The organism is Streptomyces sp. NPDC057445 (assembly GCF_042802855.1).
In the GTDB taxonomy this organism is placed as follows: Bacteria; Actinomycetota; Actinomycetes; order Streptomycetales; family Streptomycetaceae; genus Streptomyces.
This window is the reverse complement of record NZ_JBHVDH010000033.1, coordinates 1-17,861: the sequence shown is the minus strand read 5'-3', so window position 1 is coordinate 17,861 and position 17,861 is coordinate 1. Positions and strand designations below refer to the sequence as shown.

The window sequence follows — 17,861 nt, the reverse complement described above, 5'->3', positions numbered from 1 at the left end:
CCGCCCCCCCGACCCGCACGGCCGGGCAACCCGCCCCTCCCCGACCCCTCACCTCCCGGGGGGGGGCCCCCCCCGGCGCGCGCGGGGGGGGCCCACACTGCTTGCAACAGCCGCACGCTACGGTCCCGGTGCGGCGTGATGTTCCTGTGGTGACGTGGTGTGTGGGCGTGTAGCGTCTGCGTCAGCTGTCGTGGTTCGGAGTTTCCCTTTGCCCACGCATTGGTGTGGGCGTTTTGCTGTGCTGTGCCGCAGGAACCAGGGCGATCACCTCTGCCTTCCACATGGAGTGGGAGGCGTTCATCGACTGGAAGGCATGACTATGGCTACGGGAACTGTGAAGTGGTTCAACGCGGAGAAGGGTTTCGGCTTCATCGCGCAGGACGGGGGCGGCCCGGATGTCTTCGCGCACTACTCCGCAATCAACTCCTCGGGCTTTCGTGAGCTCCAGGAGGGGCAGACCGTGACGTTCGACGTCACCCAGGGCCAGAAGGGCCCGCAGGCCGAGAACATCAACCCGGCCTGACTCTGAGCCCTATCCCGAGGGATAGGGCACGCCGCGTCCGGTGACTGCCGCCGCCCGTGTGGGCCGCGCTTCCAGCCGGGCAAGGGACTCTCGTGCCCGGCGTCGATAGGACGCATGGCACCCAGTATCAGGGCCGCGCAGCATTGGCTGCGCGGCCCTGATCCGTTGAGGGGGATCTGGGGCCGACGCGACCTCGACCGGGTCCTTCCTGAACTCGGGTCTTTCAAGGGTTGTCCCGGCCTCGGCCGCCTTCGCGTACGAGTTGCCGTTGCGCGGAGGGCCCAGTCGCTCCGGTCCAGGTCGCGGGCGCGCAGGCTGTCGGCGACCATGGGCTGATCGGAAGGTCACCAGCACTGAGCCGGATGAGTAGCGATACGAGGCCGGCTCTGCGCGCCGCGTGCCGCTCGGGCGCCGCATGCCCTGCCCGGCTGCCTGGAGGAGCAGGCGTTCAGACGCTGGTCCAGGCGTCGAGGAAGGTTTTCCGTCCAGCGGGATCGTCCGATCTGCTGTCTGCGTGCAGGACGCGCCAGGCGGTGAGCTCGAGATCCCGAAGCCACAGTTCTCCGATGACCTGAGTCTTGAGGTCGGGGAAGTGGTCGGACTCGGAGAGGGATTGACCGATCACCTCCCCGGCCGCGACGCGCTGGGACGGTGTCATCTCATCGACGGCCGAGAGGATCTGTCGGGCCAGTGGGGTCCCTTCTCCTGCCAGGGAACGCAGCACCAGGGCCTTGACGTTGACGGGTAGCAGGTACGCGGTGCCCGAAGACCTCCACAGGTCCGACCAGAAGCGTTCTCCTGCCTTGGTGGGGGCAGGCAAAGCGGCCAGCAGCCCGAGGAGATGGCCGGTGGCCGCATAGCCATCGGAGTGGGCAGCTGCGACGACTGCGATGCCGGCGACGCGCTCCACATCGAGATGGCCGGCTTCGAGATGCGAAGCCAGGCCCAATTGGTGTTCCAGATGGTGTGCGAGCGGGGCGGATACGTGGGGGCGGACCTCAGGAAGCATCGGCGATCCTTGCGCGTAGGCGAGCGGAGATGCCCGTTCGGAAGCCCTGATCGTTCCCCTGACCAGCCGATCTACTCGGCTTCGGCAGGCTCAATCGTCGGCAGCATCAACGGGGCTGGAGTTCACGCGGTGGCGAACCGGCCCATGCCCGGCGATGTCGTCCTGGGGTTCGGGACCGACCTCCCATCATGCTGTCCGGGTGCGGTCTAACTAGCATGATCGCATGGTTGCCAGCGACGCCCAGGAGTCCGAGGGAGGAGGGGAAGCTGTGTCCCGCGACGCCGCTGAAGTCGAATGTAGTCACGTCGCCGCGTCAGCGCGTGGAGAACGCCGTGAAGACGGGCTGCCCTGCGGATCACAAGGTGGCGATGCCGGGGAGAAGACTCGCTCGGTTGCCGCCCTGGTGGAGCGGGCGGCCGACCTGGCCGAACCGATCAAGCCGAGGTTGCGTGGCTGGCTCCATGCCGGAATGGTCCCTGCCGCACTGATGGCAGGCGTCGTACTCATCTGCCTGGCCCGTACTCCGCAGGCGGTCCTGGCCTGCGCCGTGTATTCGGTCACCGCCTGGCTGCTGTTCGCAACGAGCGCCATCTACCACCGCGGTACCTGGGGGCCGCTCGGCGAGGCTCTTCTGCGACGTCTCGACCATGCCAACATCTTCCTGATCATCGCCGGCACCTGCACCCCCCTGGCCGTGCTCCTCCTCCCGCCGGATCAGTGGTCCGTGCTGCTGTGGATCGTGTGGGCGGGCGCAGCGGCTGGCATCGCGTTCCGGGTCTTGTGGGTCGGAGCTCCGCGCTGGCTGTACACCCCGTGCTACCTGGCCTTGGGGTGGGCGCCGGTGCGCTACCTGCCCGACTTCCTGCACACCGGCGGAACAGCCGTACTCGTCCTGATTGTGGCCGGCGGTCTTCTCTACAGTGTGGGCGCGGTGGTCTACGCCCTTCAGCGGCCCGACCCCTCACCCCGCTGGTTCGGCTTCCACGAGGTCTTCCACGCGCTGACCGTGGCGGCTTTCACCGCGCACTACACCGCCATCTCCCTGGCCACCTACTGATATCACGCTCGCGAGTGAGGGGGGTTCGCCGCACTTCTTGCCCGTCCGGATGACCAGCCGACCGGCGATCTCGCGCAGAGAGCTCGTTCCCGGCAACCAGCCGGTCACCTGGGGGCGCGCGGGCTGGAGTATCTCGGCGTGGATGCTCGCGAAAGCTGGCATCCACTGCTTCAGCAGAGCGAGAAGTTGCTTGCAGAAGGCGTTCTCGACAGCCGCGGCCGGTCAGCGTACTCGGCCCCCAGGACACCTCGCAGGCGGACCGCCTTTTCCTCAACGCCGCGGATGAGGCCGGCGTCTTGACGCGCAGAGCTGGCCGCCCTCGGCTGCCAACCTTCCTCGGCGGCGACCGCAGAGTCACCTACCTGATCATGGCCGTCGACCCGGACGACCCAGACGACGAGGCCGCCTACGGCGTCCCGCGCATCCTGATGTGCGCCGGGGAGCAGGCCGTCCGGCTGGCGTCCGACATCACGGGCCCTGGTCCGCGCGCCTGCACGGTGCCGATGCCGACTACATCGCCACCATCGTCGAAGGATCGCCAGGGCCGCGGACGCGGGGGACGTCATCGGCGCCGTCAACGTGGCCCGCGAGCACGCCTCGACGCCGCCGACGACGCGGCCTGTCCGCCGCGCGATCACTGGCAGCGCATCGGTAGCCAGCTCCTGCCGCCCGCCTGACCGTCCGCCCGCCGGGCACACCCCAAACTCCGAACGTGACTTGGCGGCGACCTTCGCACGTCTGCCCTTACCTCTGTCGGGGTCGATTACCTCACCGTCGAGCGCGCGAAAATCTATGCTGGCTGGAGTAGACATTGGGCGGTGGTGTGGTTAAGGTTTCTCTCGTAGCCCAGAGAGACAGCCGGGCCTGGCAGAGATGAACTGCCGGGCAGCAGTACCCGCAGTACAGGCAGTTGCAGTTCGCAGGACGGTGCGGTGGTGGAGTTCCGAAGCCAGGGTTGTTGCAGGACGGCGACGGGACTGACGACTGGACCGGGTGGCCCGCAGTGATCAGGGGCCGCCGTGAGCAGTACCGCAGTTGCAGTTCGCAGTACCCAGCAGTGAAGTCAGTGAGCAGCACCTCGGTGAAGGCGTCGGCTGCGGGCGCGCGCACCGGGAGGTTCGGCAGTGGGGTTCCAAGCCAGAGCAGACGCAGGACGGGCGACGGGGCTGGCTGTCGAAGAGTGGCGCTTTCGTAGGCCACTGAGCAGTTCGCATCACCAGCAGTAGGCAGTAGATGCAGTACCAGCAGTACGTAGTCCCCGCTTGGTAGACAGTTGATCACCGAGGAAGAACGGAGGAGCCCGCGCCATCAGGATCGCCCGGGCGGAGTCTTGAGCCCGGGTACCGCAGGACATCGATAGTGAGGTGGTCTCCGGTCAAGCAACCGCGATCCCCGCATTCCCCGTCCTCTCCCGGGCGGGCGTGCGGAAACAGAAGGCCGGCGCAGTACCAGGGCCGGCAGATGGTGTAGCAAGTTCCTTCGGGGCCCTGGTGCCATATGGCACCAGGGCCCCTCCCACGCGTTCCACAGAGAGGTGCAATGACAGCAGACGATTCGTTCGACCGTCTCGATGACGACGACTACCCCGCCTACACCATGGGCCGGGCCGCCGAGATGCTCGGCACCACCCAGGGTTTTCTCCGCGCCGTCGGCGAAGCCCGCCTGATCACGCCACTGCGCTCGGCGGGCGGCCACCGCCGCTACTCCCGCTACCAGCTGCGCATCGCCGCCCGAGCGCGTGAGCTCGTCGACCAGGGCACCCCCATCGAAGCTGCCTGCCGCATCGTCATACTCGAAGACCAGCTCGAAGAAGCCCAGCGCATCAACGCCCAATACCGCCGCGCCGCCGAATCGCTGAAGCCACCGCCCGCGGCCTGAGGCGGCTGAGGCGTGCAACTCGCCCAGGAGTTACGCGGTTGCCGCCCGCGCATGCTGCCCGGGACGTACAGCGTTCCGGGCAACTTGAAGGCGGGGCGTCGACCCCACGCGACCGCGTCATAGCATGGTTGCGGATGTGGTCAGTGCTCTATTCGGCAGCTATCCCGCCACACGCCCCGCCACCAGCGACCCACCCGCAAGTCCGGCTGCGGCCAGCCATGCAACCGCACCAGCACGGGACGAGCCGTCCAGGTCGACGGCCACCTGATACACGGTCCGCCCGTCCGACCAGTCCTGCCGCGCCGTGACAGTCGCCCACCGCCATCGGCCCCTTGACCAGACCTTGGGCGCCGGCGGATCGTTCGGCGGCCACATCCACACCCGCGGCGCATGCCCGTCCTCCACACGCCACGGCCGCGGCTCCACCGGATCCGCCACCATGTCGCTCACACGTTCGAGGGAGGTCGGGCTCGAAGGATGCCTCCCGCGCCCAAGCTCCGGTGGAGGCGTTCGCCCCGAGGCCCGTCACGGCTGGCGGCCAGTGACGTCCCCGCCGGGATCGTCGGCCAGCACGATGGCCGTGGTGATCTTTAACCTGTGCGGTGCGGTTTCGGGGTTGTTGATTTCTTCGTTTTCGGTTTCGCGGGTTGTGTTTTGCGGGGTGTATGCACGTCGTGGCGTTGGGTTGGCCGGATGTTCTTTCGACCTGGGGGTCGTCCGGGGCCGGGGCGGGAGGGTTTCTGTGCACCGGCTGGGCAGGTGGTCTTCGGGCGGATGTGCCGGAAGTCCCCGCGGACACGGGCGGGGGTGAGTCTGTCCGGGGAGCTTGGTTTCTCCCAGGGGCGACGCAGGTCTGTCGGCGTACACCCGAACGTACACCGGTCGGTACGAATCAAAGTGCACAAACTTGATCTGATGCCCGTCTGCCCGGAGGGGCGGGTGCCTCTCGGTGCCTTCGCCCAACAGACGTGACCTGCGCCGTCTGTTCCGTCGTCAGCGCGCGACGCGGTCTGCCGCTTCCCGGGTGATGTCGGTGTAGAGGCGGAAGAGGGCAGGGCGGGCTTCGCCGCGTTCTCGTTCGTGCAGGGCCGCCCAGCACCGGGCGATGAGCTCCCGGGCCTGCGTGCCGGGCCAGGGTTGGGGCAGGAGCTGCGGCGGCAACAGTGGGTCGGGCTCTATGGCGCGGGTGAGTTCGGCGGCCAGCTCGACCGCGATGGTGAGGAGTGCAGATGGGGAGAGTCCGGCGGTGCCGGTGAGCCGGGCGAGGCGGGGCTGGGCGATGCGGCTGAGGCGGTGGTAGCGGTCGGCGATCTCCTGCAGGGGCCACAGGCGGCGGGCGAGTTCGGCAGGCTCTTGGGTGTCGCCCCTGCGCAGATCCGTCGTGGTGAGGAGGGTGAGCGTGCCATGGGCACCGAGGCGGTGGGCCGCTTCTTCGACGTACGGTTCCCAGGTGTTGGCGCAGACGTACAGTCCGCCCTGGAGCGGGGCGCCGCCGAGGTGGACGAGCGTCTCGCGCAGGGAGTCTCGGGCCGTGCGCGCCGATTCGGGCACCGCGAAGGCGGCCAGGTGCCAGACACCGTCCCAGGGCGCGAGCCCTGCGTCTTGCTGGAATGCGTGCCGGAGAAAGTCCGCGTTGGGGGCGAGGGCACGCGTGGTGTCCGCGGTCGCCTGCAGCTCCGCCTTGCGGCCTCGGCCCTCGTGGGTGAACCGGCCTTCGGCCACGAGGCGTTTGACGCACAGCCGCACCTGCTGGTCGCTCATGCCCAGGGTGTTGGCGACGGTGTACAGTTCGTCCGCTCCGACGGTGCCGTCCTCGCGGATCAGCGCGTGGACGAGCATGCGGGTGGGGACCTCGACGTGGTCCGTCTCGGCGCTCACAGTTCTGTCGCTCCTCTCGCTTTGACGGCGCGACGCATGGTGGTCACCGCGCCGAACCCCAGCAGCCCGCGCAGGTAGGGCGTGGGCTCGGTCCGCACGGCCGTGAAGCCGCGCCGCTCGTACAGGGCCCTGGCCCGCGGGTTGGTGTCGATCACATCCAGTCTGATCTCGCGGCAGTCCTGCTCCACGGCGACGGCGGCCACTTCCTCTATGAGCAGGCTCCCGACGCCGCGGCCGCGTATGCCCGGGTCCACGGCGATGCCGTCCATGACGAGTTGCCCGGGGGCCGGGTGGCGTTCGAACAGGGCGAGGAGCAGGAGTCGGTGCAGTCCTCGCAGGTGTCCGTACGTGCGCAGCACGGCGGAGGCCGATCCTCCGGTGAGGGCCCGGCCGCCGAGTTGGTAGCCGGCGAGGCCGACGAGCTGCCCGTCGAGGAGCGCGCAGACCGCGCGATCGGCGTTCAAGTGGGCGGCGAGGAAGGGCACCGCCTTGTCCGGCGGGTTCAGAGCGGGGCCGAGTTTGCGGCCGAAGGCGTCCCAGTACAGCTCGGCCGCCCGCCGCTCTGCTCCGGCCGGGACGCCCCGCCGGACTGCCACCGGTCCAGTGCCGGCGCCCGTTGCGTCCAGTCCCATGCCGTGCCTCCTTATCTCGCTGTAACCTCAACTCAAAACTATCATCTTCAGGACGGCCGTGCTCGCAGTGATAGTTTTGGCTCTCTGAACCCGAACAGAGGCGGTCAACTCCCATGTGTCCAAAGATCCAACCCCGACGGCGCGGGCTCCGCATAGCCGTGTGGTCACTCGTCACGGTCCTCGTCGTGGCCGCCGGTCTCGTCGGTGCGGTGCTGTGGCAGAACTCCTACGGCATGGACGAGCAGCGGGTCTCGATCCGCCACGGCGGCCACACCCTGAACGGCGTACTGGCCACCCCCAAGGACGGCCGCAAGCGCCACGGCCTGGTCGTGTACGTCCACGGCGACGGCCCCGTCGGCGCCACCCACGACGACGGTTACAAGCCCATGTGGGAAGCGAACGCCAAGGCCGGGTACGCCTCCCTGTCCTGGGACAAGCCCGGCGTCGCGGGCGCACCCGGCGACTGGCTCGACCAGTCCATGGACGACCGGGCCAACGAGGCAGCCGCCGCCATCGCCTGGGCGCGCGCCCGCCCGGACATCGACGGCGACCGGATCGGACTCTGGGGCGCCAGCCAGGCGGGCTGGGTCCTGCCGAAGGTCGCAGCCAAGACGCCCGTGAGCTTCGTCATCGCCGTCTCGCCCGCGATCAACTGGCTCCAGCAGGGGCGCTACAACCTCCTCGCCGAGCTGCGCGCCGACGGCGCATCGGCATCCCGCACCAAGGCCGAGATCGCCAAGAGCGACACCGCCCGCCGGCTGCTGGAACGCCAAGCGCCCTTCGAGGAGTACGTCAGGGCGAGGGGTGGCGACCCGGACGGCATGACCGCCGATCGCTGGGGCTTCATCTCCAAGAACTACACCGCGGACGCCACGCAAGACCTCCGCGCACTGCGCGGCGTACCGGTACTGCTGACCCTCGCAGGCCATGACATCAACGTGGACACCGCCGACACGGAGCGCATCTACCGCAAGGTGCTGGACGCAGGCGGTGCCTTGACGGTCAAGCGTTACCCGGACGCGGCCCATTCATTGGTCAAGCAGTCCATCGAGCAGTCGGACCTCAAGACCGCGTTCACCGCGCTCTTCTGCCCCCGCTCGCTCTTCGCGGTCGGATTCCTGAACGGCCAACGACAGTTCCTCAAGGATCTCGGCAGAGGCAGCAATGCCACTCGATGACAATCCCGCAACCTCAGCCATGGCGCGTTGTGCACGTTCGCGTGTACCGCCCGGTGCACTTTGAAGCGAACGCCGACACACGGCCTGCCGCCCTGACGGGCGGCTGGAGGTTCCGCGTCCTGTTGTCCTGTTTCAGCGGAGCATGCGGCTCCGGGATGCGCAGCCCACGGGACAAAGAGCATCGTCCAGAATCGAGGCATGGACGTTCCCAAGCTGCTGGAAGCTGCCTCACTGCTGGTCCCCGAAGCCGTCGCCACTGAGAACGACATCACGGTGAACGACGTCTGGGAGTACCTCGCCCACGACGAGTGGGAAGTCGCTCTCGACCTGTTGGAGGAGCTTGGTGATGCCCACCCGCTTCCGCTCGCCTTCTGGCAGACCCTCGCCACCGCCGCCGAGCAGATGCGACTCGACAGGAGCGCGGCCTGGTGTCACTGGCGCTGCTTCGAAATCCGCAACGGCATCATCCGAGCCGACCTCACTCTCAGACCAGCCCACGAGGCCCGCCGGCAGACACCCTTCTCCGGAGCTGGCGTCCTACGACCGATGTGGAACATCGGAGGGAAGACCCCGACAGGCGAACCCGACCTCTACATAGCCGCCCTTTGGGTGGAGTTCACGCCCTTCATGGAGCCCGGAGGGCTGGCCACGGTACGTCTCGCCCCGCTTTCCCCGTCTAAGTGGCAGCAGCTTCAGCCTGGTCAAGTGATCACCATGCACGAGGACAGGACTGTCGCTGGAACGGCGGTCGTCCTGGAGATCCTGGGCCCATCAGTCCCGCCTGCGCAATTGCAGTCGTAGTCGATGGCCCCAAACTGCCGTCATTTCTCCTCGACACTCTTGGACCAATTGATCAACAGCTGCCTTCCGAACTGGTCGACAAGTGCTGTCCCTAGAGAGGTTCTGGCTCAGCTTTCGTGCCGAGTGACGCTCCGTTATGGCTGGACATCGAAGAGAGCGATGGAAGGTGGGGACGGGGCAAGCACGGCGCGAAGGCGGGTGAGTATGCACCGCCACTGCTTCCAGTCCTCCGGGTCGACCCAGTTTGAGGCCGGCCCGTTCTCGTCGCTGGCGATGCGGGCGAGGGCGTCGTCGGCGGTTGCCCGAAGGTCGGAAGGGAACACAGGCATAGGTTCTTCCGGACCGTAGGACATGTCGACGGGTTCGCCTCCCGGACATTGCGCCGCGATGAGTGCAGCGGCGGCCACCGCCTCTTCTGCTTCCGTGAGATAGCCGGTGGCGTCGATCGTCCGGATGAGGACGCCTCGGATCAGAGATTCGCGCGCCTCGGGCTCGGCGTCGTCGAGAGCGTTGGCGAAGTCGGCGGCTGTGTCGTTGTCGAAGGGGCCGGTATCCCAGGTGCCCAGGCTGATCTCCCTTGCGTAAGGTCGCCCGCATCCTCGCATCGGGGACTGACAACATGACTAGGGGTCCAGCCGAGATACGCGCCAGAGGGGCAATGAGTTGATCTTGATGTGACTTCGCACGTGGTCAGCACAATGAAGCCGCAGTAAATGCGTGCACCTCGCCCTGGCGGCCGGAACGGACCGCCGCAGGTCGCGACGATCACGGCAGGGGCTCCGTCGCAGTAAATCCGGCACTTACTGCGGTAGTTGTGCATACGTCTCCGCGATCGAGTATCCGCCCGAATGAGTTCCTGCTGTGCGGACTTGAGGGGAGTGGACTGTCAGTACCCGGCGCCAGCATGCTTACCTGGGTCATGCCCCAGATCCTCCGTCACGGGCAGGCACTCGGCGAGCAGGTCGACGACGTCGCGCCAGGCTCGCTGCGCGTGCCGTGGGTGGTAGCCGACACCGGGGGCCACGGGGTGGCCGACCGGCGGGTGGTGGAAGGCGTGCAAGGCGCCGCCATAGACCGCGAGGCGCCAGTCGACGCCCGCGGCCTGCATTTCAGCGGTGAACGCGTTCCGTTGCGCGGGCGGCATGATCGGGTCTTCCGACCCGACCCCGGCCCACACCGGGCAGCGAATGCGCGCCGCCTCGCCCGGTCGGCCCGTGGTAGTTGCGTTGACTGTCCCGATCGCGCGCAGGTTGACGCCGCCGCGCCCGAGTTCCAGCGCGATGGCGCCCCCGGTGCCGTAGCCGATGGCGGCGATCCGGTCGGGGTCGGTCCGCGGTTCGGTGCGCAACACATCGAGCGCCGCATGGCCGATGCCCCGCATCCGGTCGGGATCAGCGAGCAGCGGCAGGCAACGGGCCAGCATCTCCTCGGGGTCGCCCAAATAGCGCCCGCCATGGAGGTCGAAGGCCAGCGCTACATATCCCAGTTCGGCGAGAGCATCGGCCCTGCGGCGCTCGACGTCGCTGAGCCCCATGCCCTCTGGTCCGAGCAGCACCGCGGGCCGGCGGTCGACACCGGCCGGGAGCGCGAGGTGCCCGGTCATCGTCAAACCGTCGGCCCGATACTCGACCGTGCGCGTCGTAATCGTCGTCATGAGACTGGACTGTAGTGATCGTCGAGCCCGGTCCTGCCGGTGTTCTGCCGCTGGCAGAACAGCGCGGGTATCCCTCTGAAATACGGGGGGCAGGGCTCAGGGCTTCAAGATCATCCCGTTGCCCCTCTGGCGCGTATCTCGGAACCGCCGCGAATCGCATCTGATGCGAACTGGATGCATTTTGCGCCGCGTTGGCCGGGCTGGCATCGGGAAGCCGCTGATCAGCGGATAGATGGTCCACGGCGTGTCTGCTGAGACGGTAGTCGACAGGCCGGGCCTGTCTCGTGCCGCTTCACTCGATCGGATGCTGACCTGCCGTCCCTCCCCGGGCTTCGCATCTGATGCGAGATTCTCGCGCTGGATGCGATCTACGGAGCGTGACGAACTGGCGGGCAAGGACGGGACGACACCAGGGGCCGCACGGCTGCATCTGGCCGACGGGGTGCCGCTGCTGCGGCCGGAGGAGCAGGTCTTCGAGGCGATGCTGGACGGCTGGCGCAACCAGCAGCTGGCGCGGAACCTCGCGCTGTCGACCATCAACGGGCGTGAGCGGAAGGTGCGGGCGTTCGCCGCGCACGCGGACGGCTTCCCCTGGACCTGGTCCTCGCCGCTGGCGGACGAGTGGTTCGGTGACCTGCGGGCGGTCCGCGGCTGCGTACGCTCGACGCTGCGCGGCTACCAGGAGGCGGTGCGGCTGTTCTGCGATTACGCCACCGACCCGGCCTACGGCTGGGCGGCCGAGTGCGAGCGGCGGTTCGGCACGCATCCGGTGCAGGTGTGTCACGAGTGGAACACCGCCGTGCACATGCAGGATTGCGAGGCGGAGTCCCCGAAACGGGCCTTCACACGGGACGAGTTGCAGGCTTTCTTCGACCATGCCGACGATGATGTGAGCCGTGTCCGGGGGCCGTGGCCGCAAGGGCTGGCTGCGCCTTCCGCGACGCGATGCTGTTCAAGACCGTACGCCTACGGGCTGCGGCGCAACGAGACGCGGATGCTGGATGTCGCCGACTTCGGCCGCAACCCCGAAGGGGTGGAGTTCGGCGAGTACGGCGTGTGCTACGTCCGCCACGGCAAGGCGAAGAAGGGCTCGCCGCCCAAGCGCCGCAGCGTCCTTACCGTGTGGGAGTGGTCTGCCGAGATCCTCGACCAGTGGACGACTGAAGTCCGACCCGCCATGCGCCACGCGGACGGGCCGGCCCTGTGGCCGTCCGAGCGCGGACGGCGGGTGGGCCTGCAACGGCTGGACTCCCGCTTCGCCACCTATCGCGACGATCTCGGACTGGATCGGTCCTGGACTTTCACTCGCTGAGAAGGTCCTACGTCACCCACTTGATCGAAGACGGCTGGGACGCCCTATTTGTCCAGCAGCAAGCCGGCCACGACCATGCCAGCACGACCTCGATCTACACCTGTGTCTCCTCCGACTTCCGCACCCGCACGCTGCGGCGGGCCCTGGATTCCACGGTCGAGGCCGCGCTCAAACCCGTCAGGAGGGCGTGATGAAACGCCAGGTCAGCTACCAGTGGCGACTGCGGGAGCGGATGACGCCGCCAGGATGTTCACCACCAGCGAGCTGGCCCCGCCGCTGGCCGAGCGGGGCATCAACCTGTCGCTCTCCCAGGTCCACCGGCTGGTCACCGGCACCCCCGAGCGGCTGTCGCTGCCGGTGCTGGCCGCGCTCTGCGACATCTTCGAGTGCACCCCGGCCGACCTGATCGCCACCAAGGCTGAGAACGCCGCTATCCGCAAGGTCGCCACCGGCGATGCGGTCGTCGACCTGTCGGCGGTCCGTCCCAAGCGTGCCCGGATCCGGCCCGAAGGGTGAGCCGGACCCGAGTGCCGGCGAGCGCGCGGTTCTGCGCCCGCTGCGGCCGGGCGGTGCGGCCCGAGACGAACCACTGGCCTGAGGGCTACATCTGCCAAAGGTGCATGACCCGGGCTCTGGAGATTTACGGGACGTGCGTCGGCTGTGGCGCCGAGCGGCTTACCCCCGGCCTCGCGCCGGACGGCGGCAAGCTCTGCACTGACTGCGCCGGCGGGCTCGGTGACTTCACCTGCGAACGCTGCGGCCAGGAGGCCCGGCGCTACCGGCGCGGGATCTGCGGCCGGTGCGTTCTGACCGAGCGGCTCCGCGAACTCCTCGACGACGGCACCGGCTCCGTCCGCGCCGAACTTCTCCCCCTGTTCGACGCGCTGCGGCAGATGCGCCGCCCATGGGGCGGGATGACCTGGAGCGGCCACCCCCACGTCCAGCGCAACCTGCGGGCCCTGGCCCGCGGCGAAGTCCCGCTCACCCACGACGGGCTGAGCCAGCTCACCCCCTGGCGTTCGGTCGCCTACCTGCGCGACCTGCTCATGCAGACCGGCATCCTGCCTCCGGCCGACCGGCAGCTGCTGCTGTTCCAGCGCTGGCTCGCCGAGATGCTGACCACCGTCGATGCCGAGCACCGGCGGCTGCTGGAGCTCTTCGCCGCCTGGCACGTCCAGCGCCGCCTGAACACCCTGGCCGACCGCGGTCCGCTCACCGGCAAGCAGATCCAGCAGGCCCGCGACGAGCTCCGCCTCGCGACCGCTTTTCTCGATCATCTCGCCGAGCGTGGACGGGCCCTCGCCGACTGCAACCAGGCCGATGTCGACGCCTGGTACGCAGGCGGCTACACCGCCCGGCGCCTCACCCATGCCTTCCTGCGATGGGCGATGCGGTCCAAACACATGCCGAAGGTCGCCGTCCCGCACCGCTCCACGAGCAACCCCGCCCCGCTAGCCCAGCACCACCGGCTCACTCTGCTGCGGCAGACCGTCAACGGCGACGACATTCCGCTCCAGGACCGCGTGGCCGCCGCGCTCGTCCTCCTCTACGCCCAGCCGCTCACCCGGATCGCCCGGCTCACCATCGACGACGTGCTCCATGAGGACGGCGAGGCCCTGATCCGGCTCGGCGACCGCCGTCGCCCGTCCCTGAGCCCTTTGCCGGGATGCTGCTGGACTACCTGGGCCAGCGGCCGAACACCATGAACGCAACCAACCCCGGCGCCCTATGGCTCTTCCCAGGCCGACGGGCGGGCCAGCCCATGACCCCGGACACCCTCGAACTCCGCCTCCGCCACCTGGGCTTCCCCACCCAGCGAGGACGCACGTCAGCAATCCGTCACCTCGTGCTCCAGGCCCCCGCACCCGTGGTCGCCCGCATGCTCGGCTACCAGCCCAACTCGCCGCCGAGAGCGGAGGGACCTGGCGGCACTATGCCCCCGGCGACCACTCACGGCGACCACAAGCCCTCAAGAGCCGAGGAATACGCGACTCTCGATTACGCGAGGTCGCCAGTTTTGGCCTCCTGGGTGGCCCGCAGGGCGGGCGCATTCGGTAAGGACTCCGTAAGGTCGGCTCTCCACATTGGAGGCCGGCGTCGCCGGTAGCTTCACCGGTAGTGAACGGCGGCCCCTGCAATCTGGCGGGAAGCACGGGCAGTTGAGGGGCCGCGGACTATGGGAGATAGCGAAGGGGGCGGCCATGGCGTGGCCGAGAACCATAAGAACAGCGGTGCTGGCCCTGGTGGCGGCACTGCTCATATCGATAGGTGCGGCGCTGCCCACAGCCCGCGCAGCTGACCGGCCGGTGACCTTTTGCGGCAGCGTCATTAACGTCATCAACTGCCGGTGGGGTACCGACCGCGCGGCCTACAACATCGTGGGCAACGCGTACAACTTCTTCAACGGCAGCACCGTACGGGTCGAGGGAGGGAACCTGTACCTGGGCAACGCGGGCATCTACCGCAACAACACCTTCGTCGCTGACCGGATCATCATCCACGAGAACGCCGTTGAGGGGCTGACCGCCCCGGGCAACGGCAACGTGTTCATCGGCAACGTCGAGATCGCCCGCGTCAACCAGATCTACCGCGAGGTGGTCGAGCTGCGGGAATGCACCACCAACCTGGTACGCACCACTGCCTCGGGCTGGAACTTCGAATCATTCGATGAGGCTGGTGGAGCGCGCCCCAACGGCCTGCTGGGCACCGCTGACCTGCAAGCGGTGCTGGGCGATGACGATTTCTCCGACGCTGCGCAGGACTGTGCCAGCCTGCTGGCCCGGTTCGACTACGAGCACTTCAGCGCGGTGCAGACCGAGCAGGGCGCGCAGGACAACCGCATGGCCAACCGGGATGACTTCCAACGGTTCAATGATCACCTTGCCCGCTGCGAAGAGGAGATGGAGCGGCAAGCCGCCATTGCAGGGGCGGGGGAGATGGTGACCGCGCTGCTGGACTGCGCCCGCGAAGGGAACGAGAACGGGCCCGCGAACACCGGCTCGGACGGTGCGGGCGGAAACGCCACCCAGCCCGACCCCGATACCGACGGCCAGTTTCCCGGTCAGAACACCCAGCCCGGAGACTGGACCATCGGTTCCGGTCTCGGCGTGGGCGCGGTCAAGGGTGAGCTGGAAAAGCGGGGCCTGCCCCAGCTCCCCGCAGCAGCCAGCACCACCGACATACGGATGCTCCCCCTGGGAGACTCCATCACTTACGGTGTCGGCGCGCAGGGCGGCTCAAGCTATAGGGGCCGGGTGTGGGACTTCCTCGCACACGATCTGCGCTCTTTGGACTTCGTCGGCACGGTGAAGTCGGGCACCGGCCCTGACCGAGACCACGAAGGGCACAAGGGCTGGAGCATCGGCCAGATCAACGCCATCGCCAACTGCACCGTGGCCAGGTACCGGCCGAACGTGGTCACCCTGCACATCGGCACCAACGACATGAACGGCAACGTAGACGTAGACCAGGCGCCCGCCCGGCTGCGCACACTGATCAGCAAGATCGTCAGTGCCGCCCCGGAAACCACCGTCCTGGTCGCCACACTCGTGCCGTCCTCCACCCCGGAAGTCAACGAGCGGATCAAGCGGTACAACGCCGCAATGCCCGGCATCGTCAACAGCTTCCGGGCCTCCGGTGACCATGTGCGGCTGGTCGACATGAACGCCCTCACACCCGAAGACCTCAACGACTGGCTGCACCCCAAGGCCATCGGTTACGAGAAGATGGCCAACGCCTTCTACAGGGGAATCCACCAGGCAATGAGCGATGGCTGGATAGCCCGCCCACGTCCGCAGGACCCGTCCCCGTGCGCTACGCAGCGCCCGGCCACAGATGATGGCTGGGACTGGAAGGGCACCGTCGCCTCCGGGGTCGGCGCCCCCCGATCCGACCTGCGGTGGGCCGACCTCAATGGCGATGGCAGGGACGACTACCTCGTCATCGACGGCCAGGGGCGAATCCGCGCCTGGCTCAATGACGGCCCCGCTCCCGGCAGCGGCTGGAAGTGGAAGTGGACCGGCGAAGTCGCCTCCGGCGTGGGCGCGACCCGTGATCAGGTACGCCTCGCTGATCTCAACGGCGACAACCGTGTTGACTACCTGGTGGTCGATGACCAGGGCAAGGCGCGCGCCTGGATGAACAACGGCCCCGCCGAAGGCGGCGGCTGGGCATGGAAGTGGACTGGTGAAGTCGCTTCCGGTGTGGGCGCCGCACGCGACCAGGTGCGCTTCGCTGATCTCAACGGCGACGAGCGTGCCGACTACCTCGTCCTCGATGGCCAAGGCCGCGCCCGGGCCTGGCTGAACAACGGGCCCGCCGATGGCGGGCGCTGGGCGTGGAAGTGGATGGGTGAGGTCGCCTCCGGGGTGGGCGCCGCACGGGAGCAGGTACGGCTCGTCGATCTCAATGGGGACGACCGTGTCGACTATCTCGTTCTCGGCGACCACGGGCAGGTACGCGCCTGGCTGAACAACGGCCCCGCCGCAGGTGGAGGCTGGGCGTGGAAGTGGACCGGTGAAGTTGCCTCCGGGGTCGGTGCCCCCCGCGACAACATCGACTTCGCCGACCTCGACGGAGACAAGCGCAACGACTACCTGGTGGTCCGGGACAACGGGGCGGCCACCGGCTGGCTGAACGACCGTCTCCCCCGCGGCTGACGCCAGAGCGCCCATGCCGCGCCCCCTGCCAGAGCGTGAACCGTTCCGGCAGGGGGCGCGGTCGTTGAACGGCCGGCGTGTGAGGCGGAGTTGTTGTCGGTGAGCCGGCATGTGATGCAGCAGGTACTTGCCGATCCGAAGTGGGCCGACATGCTCACCGACGCCGACCGGCGGGCTCTGTCACCGCTCTTCTGGACGCACGTGAACCCCTACGGCCGGTTCGAGCTGGACATGAACAGCCGCCTGGAGCTGGACCAGGCCGCCACGGCCAAGGCGGTGCCCAGCCCGCGCCGCCCACAGGGCGGCAGCGTGTTGACGTGCACGAGAGCGGACTGGAGCAGGTGCAGGGCGAGCATGGACCCCTCCTGGGACTCCTTGTCCGCCCCGGCCAGGTCACCGTCCTTGCCGTCGAAGAGGTCCTTGTTCGCCGAGTTCCAGTTCTCCACGACCTGCAATCCCTCGTGGATCTCCTGCCGAAGTTCGACGTCGGCGAGGTAGTCGCAGACGAACGCTGTGCGCCGCCCGAGTTCCTCGATCGCCTGGTAGGTGGGGTGCTTGGGCCCGCCGCGGGTGAAGCGGCGCAGAACCTGCTCGGCCTCGGCGGTGCCCAGCCGCAGCGCGGTGGTGTACTTCATGATCTGGTCGTACTGCTGGCGGATCAGGTCCCAGTTGATCGTCTTGGTTGACAGCACCGGCGCGAGGTTCGGCCAGTTGTTGTCCTCGCCGGCCGCCGGGCGGTACAGAACAGGATGCCCCGAAGCCGATGCAGGGATTCGCCGACTTCCTCCGCCAGGACCTCGACGCCGTCACCGCTTGCCTCACTCTGTCGTGGTGCACCCCGGCGCTCGACACGACCGCCCAGGCGCGCGCCCTGCGACTCGTCCAGGACTGATCAACCCGGGGCGCAGCCGACGCGCTGCGCCCCGGCCCCGGCGGTGGGGGAGTGGCACCCCCGCCACCGCCGAAGCGCCACTTTCCGCCGACGGCACGTGCTGGCCGAGGCCCGCCGCTACCTGATGCGCACCCTGGCCGGAGCCACCGCCCCCCTCGACCTGGCCGACGGGATCGCCGATGAGGTCCTCGCGGGCGGCGACTGTCTGGACGTCACCCCGCCCGAACTCAACCCTGCCTATCCCGACCTGGTGCGCCCGGACGGCTCGAGCATCTACCGGCCCATCGGCTCCCACACCTACACCACCCGCACGCTGCTGGCCGCCGAGATGCGGCTGCTGGCCGCCGCCCGCACCCTCGTGGTGCCGCCTGTGCCGCGCTCCACGTTCA

General features: G+C 68.3%; 18 protein-coding genes and 3 pseudogenes. 14 read left to right on the top strand and 7 right to left on the bottom strand.

Annotated features, from left to right (window positions below; all coding sequences use genetic code 11):
• Nucleotides 1-319: 319 nt before the first annotated feature.
• Entirely contained in the window at nucleotides 320-523 is a 204-nt protein-coding gene (locus ACFU5O_RS35345; protein ID WP_030224583.1) for a cold-shock protein, read from the top strand.
• 448 nt (nucleotides 524-971) lie between these two features.
• Here the strand turns inward: ACFU5O_RS35345 and ACFU5O_RS35340 are convergent, their stop codons facing one another.
• On the bottom strand, nucleotides 972-1,532 hold the full coding sequence (locus ACFU5O_RS35340) for a hypothetical protein (protein WP_384246678.1): 561 nt from the start codon (nucleotides 1,530-1,532) through the stop codon (nucleotides 972-974).
• A gap of 223 nt (nucleotides 1,533-1,755) precedes the next feature.
• Between ACFU5O_RS35340 and ACFU5O_RS35335 the strand changes: the two genes are divergently transcribed.
• From ACFU5O_RS35335 to ACFU5O_RS35325, 3 genes are all read left to right on the top strand, one after another.
• Complete coding sequence (locus ACFU5O_RS35335; RefSeq protein WP_384246677.1) at nucleotides 1,756-2,589, top strand: hemolysin III family protein; 834 nt, start codon at nucleotides 1,756-1,758, stop codon at nucleotides 2,587-2,589.
• Between the two features lie 368 nt (nucleotides 2,590-2,957).
• Complete coding sequence (locus ACFU5O_RS35330) at nucleotides 2,958-3,266, top strand: hypothetical protein (RefSeq protein WP_384246676.1); 309 nt, start codon at nucleotides 2,958-2,960, stop codon at nucleotides 3,264-3,266.
• Between the two features lie 862 nt (nucleotides 3,267-4,128).
• Nucleotides 4,129-4,467 (top strand): MerR family transcriptional regulator, encoded by a 339-nt coding sequence (locus tag ACFU5O_RS35325; protein WP_384246675.1) that lies wholly within the window; start codon nucleotides 4,129-4,131, stop codon nucleotides 4,465-4,467.
• 590 nt (nucleotides 4,468-5,057) lie between these two features.
• Here the strand turns inward: ACFU5O_RS35325 and ACFU5O_RS35320 are convergent.
• From ACFU5O_RS35320 to ACFU5O_RS35310, 3 genes and pseudogenes are all read right to left on the bottom strand, one after another.
• Nucleotides 5,058-5,321: pseudogene (locus ACFU5O_RS35320) on the bottom strand (transposase); the annotation flags it as partial.
• A 139-nt stretch (nucleotides 5,322-5,460) separates the two neighbouring features.
• The gene (locus ACFU5O_RS35315) at nucleotides 5,461-6,306 is read right to left on the bottom strand and encodes a PaaX family transcriptional regulator C-terminal domain-containing protein (RefSeq protein WP_384246719.1); all 846 of its coding nucleotides are present in this window, start codon (nucleotides 6,304-6,306) and stop codon (nucleotides 5,461-5,463) included.
• Between the two features lie 35 nt (nucleotides 6,307-6,341).
• Nucleotides 6,342-6,977, bottom strand: a complete 636-nt coding sequence (locus ACFU5O_RS35310; RefSeq protein WP_384246674.1) for a GNAT family N-acetyltransferase — start codon at nucleotides 6,975-6,977, stop codon at nucleotides 6,342-6,344.
• A gap of 185 nt (nucleotides 6,978-7,162) precedes the next feature.
• Between ACFU5O_RS35310 and ACFU5O_RS35305 the strand changes: the two genes are divergently transcribed.
• Together ACFU5O_RS35305 and ACFU5O_RS35300 are read left to right on the top strand one after the other, a co-directional pair.
• Complete coding sequence (locus ACFU5O_RS35305) at nucleotides 7,163-8,155, top strand: alpha/beta hydrolase family protein (RefSeq protein WP_384246672.1); 993 nt, start codon at nucleotides 7,163-7,165, stop codon at nucleotides 8,153-8,155.
• A 198-nt stretch (nucleotides 8,156-8,353) separates the two neighbouring features.
• Nucleotides 8,354-8,956 (top strand): hypothetical protein, encoded by a 603-nt coding sequence (locus ACFU5O_RS35300; RefSeq protein ID WP_384246671.1) that lies wholly within the window; start codon nucleotides 8,354-8,356, stop codon nucleotides 8,954-8,956.
• Nucleotides 8,957-9,090: 134 nt separating this feature from the next.
• On the opposite strand, the gene ACFU5O_RS35295 is transcribed toward ACFU5O_RS35300, so the two are convergent.
• A complete protein-coding gene (locus ACFU5O_RS35295) occupies nucleotides 9,091-9,561 on the bottom strand; it encodes a DUF4259 domain-containing protein (RefSeq protein WP_384246670.1) in 471 nt (156 codons plus the stop codon).
• 281 nt (nucleotides 9,562-9,842) lie between these two features.
• Nucleotides 9,843-10,610, bottom strand: coding sequence for a dienelactone hydrolase family protein (locus ACFU5O_RS35290; protein WP_384246668.1), 768 nt, complete (start codon nucleotides 10,608-10,610; stop codon nucleotides 9,843-9,845).
• A gap of 361 nt (nucleotides 10,611-10,971) precedes the next feature.
• Here ACFU5O_RS35290 and ACFU5O_RS35285 point away from each other — a divergent pair, with 361 nt between their 5' ends.
• The 6 genes and pseudogenes from ACFU5O_RS35285 to ACFU5O_RS35260 form a co-directional block, all read left to right on the top strand.
• The gene (locus tag ACFU5O_RS35285) at nucleotides 10,972-11,922 is read left to right on the top strand and encodes a site-specific integrase (protein ID WP_384246667.1); all 951 of its coding nucleotides are present in this window, start codon (nucleotides 10,972-10,974) and stop codon (nucleotides 11,920-11,922) included.
• Nucleotides 11,814-12,113, top strand: coding sequence for a tyrosine-type recombinase/integrase (locus ACFU5O_RS35280; protein WP_384246665.1), 300 nt, complete (start codon nucleotides 11,814-11,816; stop codon nucleotides 12,111-12,113). Before ACFU5O_RS35285 ends, ACFU5O_RS35280 begins: the two co-directional genes overlap by 109 nt.
• 55 nt (nucleotides 12,114-12,168) lie before the next feature.
• Nucleotides 12,169-12,438 (top strand): helix-turn-helix domain-containing protein, encoded by a 270-nt coding sequence (locus ACFU5O_RS35275; RefSeq protein ID WP_384246664.1) that lies wholly within the window; start codon nucleotides 12,169-12,171, stop codon nucleotides 12,436-12,438.
• A 104-nt stretch (nucleotides 12,439-12,542) separates the two neighbouring features.
• Complete coding sequence (locus ACFU5O_RS35270; RefSeq protein ID WP_384246662.1) at nucleotides 12,543-13,628, top strand: hypothetical protein; 1,086 nt, start codon at nucleotides 12,543-12,545, stop codon at nucleotides 13,626-13,628.
• Nucleotides 13,629-14,123: 495 nt separating this feature from the next.
• Nucleotides 14,124-16,580: an FG-GAP-like repeat-containing protein gene (locus ACFU5O_RS35265; RefSeq protein ID WP_384246661.1), complete on the top strand. Its 2,457-nt coding sequence runs from the start codon at nucleotides 14,124-14,126 to the stop codon at nucleotides 16,578-16,580.
• A 114-nt stretch (nucleotides 16,581-16,694) separates the two neighbouring features.
• A pseudogene (locus ACFU5O_RS35260) lies at nucleotides 16,695-16,748 on the top strand (hypothetical protein); the annotation flags it as partial.
• Nucleotides 16,749-16,885: 137 nt separating this feature from the next.
• Here ACFU5O_RS35260 and ACFU5O_RS35255 read toward each other — a convergent pair.
• A pseudogene (locus tag ACFU5O_RS35255) lies at nucleotides 16,886-17,323 on the bottom strand (Tn3 family transposase); the annotation flags it as partial.
• Between the two features lie 20 nt (nucleotides 17,324-17,343).
• Here ACFU5O_RS35255 and ACFU5O_RS35250 point away from each other — a divergent pair.
• Entirely contained in the window at nucleotides 17,344-17,472 is a 129-nt protein-coding gene (locus ACFU5O_RS35250) for a hypothetical protein (protein ID WP_384246660.1), read from the top strand.
• Between the two features lie 97 nt (nucleotides 17,473-17,569).
• A partial coding sequence (locus ACFU5O_RS35245) for a hypothetical protein (RefSeq protein WP_384246658.1) occupies nucleotides 17,570-17,861 on the top strand: 292 nt, incomplete at its 3' end.

What these genes read in the sequence shown, in the direction of transcription:
- ACFU5O_RS35340 (WP_384246678.1), bottom strand. Translation starts at nt 1,532, where the DNA reads ATGCTTCCTGAGGTCCGCCCCCACGTATCCGCCCCGCTCGCACACCAT.
- ACFU5O_RS35345 (WP_030224583.1), top strand. Translation starts at nt 320, where the DNA reads ATGGCTACGGGAACTGTGAAGTGGTTCAACGCGGAGAAGGGTTTCGGC.
- ACFU5O_RS35295 (WP_384246670.1), bottom strand. Translation starts at nt 9,561, where the DNA reads ATGCGAGGATGCGGGCGACCTTACGCAAGGGAGATCAGCCTGGGCACC.
- ACFU5O_RS35330 (WP_384246676.1), top strand. Translation starts at nt 2,958, where the DNA reads ATGGCCGTCGACCCGGACGACCCAGACGACGAGGCCGCCTACGGCGTC.
- ACFU5O_RS35315 (WP_384246719.1), bottom strand. Translation starts at nt 6,306, where the DNA reads ATGCTCGTCCACGCGCTGATCCGCGAGGACGGCACCGTCGGAGCGGAC.
- ACFU5O_RS35285 (WP_384246667.1), top strand. Translation starts at nt 10,972, where the DNA reads ATGCGATCTACGGAGCGTGACGAACTGGCGGGCAAGGACGGGACGACA.
- ACFU5O_RS35265 (WP_384246661.1), top strand. Translation starts at nt 14,124, where the DNA reads ATGGCGTGGCCGAGAACCATAAGAACAGCGGTGCTGGCCCTGGTGGCG.
- ACFU5O_RS35335 (WP_384246677.1), top strand. Translation starts at nt 1,756, where the DNA reads ATGGTTGCCAGCGACGCCCAGGAGTCCGAGGGAGGAGGGGAAGCTGTG.
- ACFU5O_RS35300 (WP_384246671.1), top strand. Translation starts at nt 8,354, where the DNA reads ATGGACGTTCCCAAGCTGCTGGAAGCTGCCTCACTGCTGGTCCCCGAA.
- ACFU5O_RS35310 (WP_384246674.1), bottom strand. Translation starts at nt 6,977, where the DNA reads ATGGGACTGGACGCAACGGGCGCCGGCACTGGACCGGTGGCAGTCCGG.
- ACFU5O_RS35275 (WP_384246664.1), top strand. Translation starts at nt 12,169, where the DNA reads ATGTTCACCACCAGCGAGCTGGCCCCGCCGCTGGCCGAGCGGGGCATC.
- ACFU5O_RS35270 (WP_384246662.1), top strand. Translation starts at nt 12,543, where the DNA reads ATGACCCGGGCTCTGGAGATTTACGGGACGTGCGTCGGCTGTGGCGCC.
- ACFU5O_RS35325 (WP_384246675.1), top strand. Translation starts at nt 4,129, where the DNA reads ATGACAGCAGACGATTCGTTCGACCGTCTCGATGACGACGACTACCCC.
- ACFU5O_RS35290 (WP_384246668.1), bottom strand. Translation starts at nt 10,610, where the DNA reads ATGACGACGATTACGACGCGCACGGTCGAGTATCGGGCCGACGGTTTG.
- ACFU5O_RS35250 (WP_384246660.1), top strand. Translation starts at nt 17,344, where the DNA reads ATGCAGGGATTCGCCGACTTCCTCCGCCAGGACCTCGACGCCGTCACC.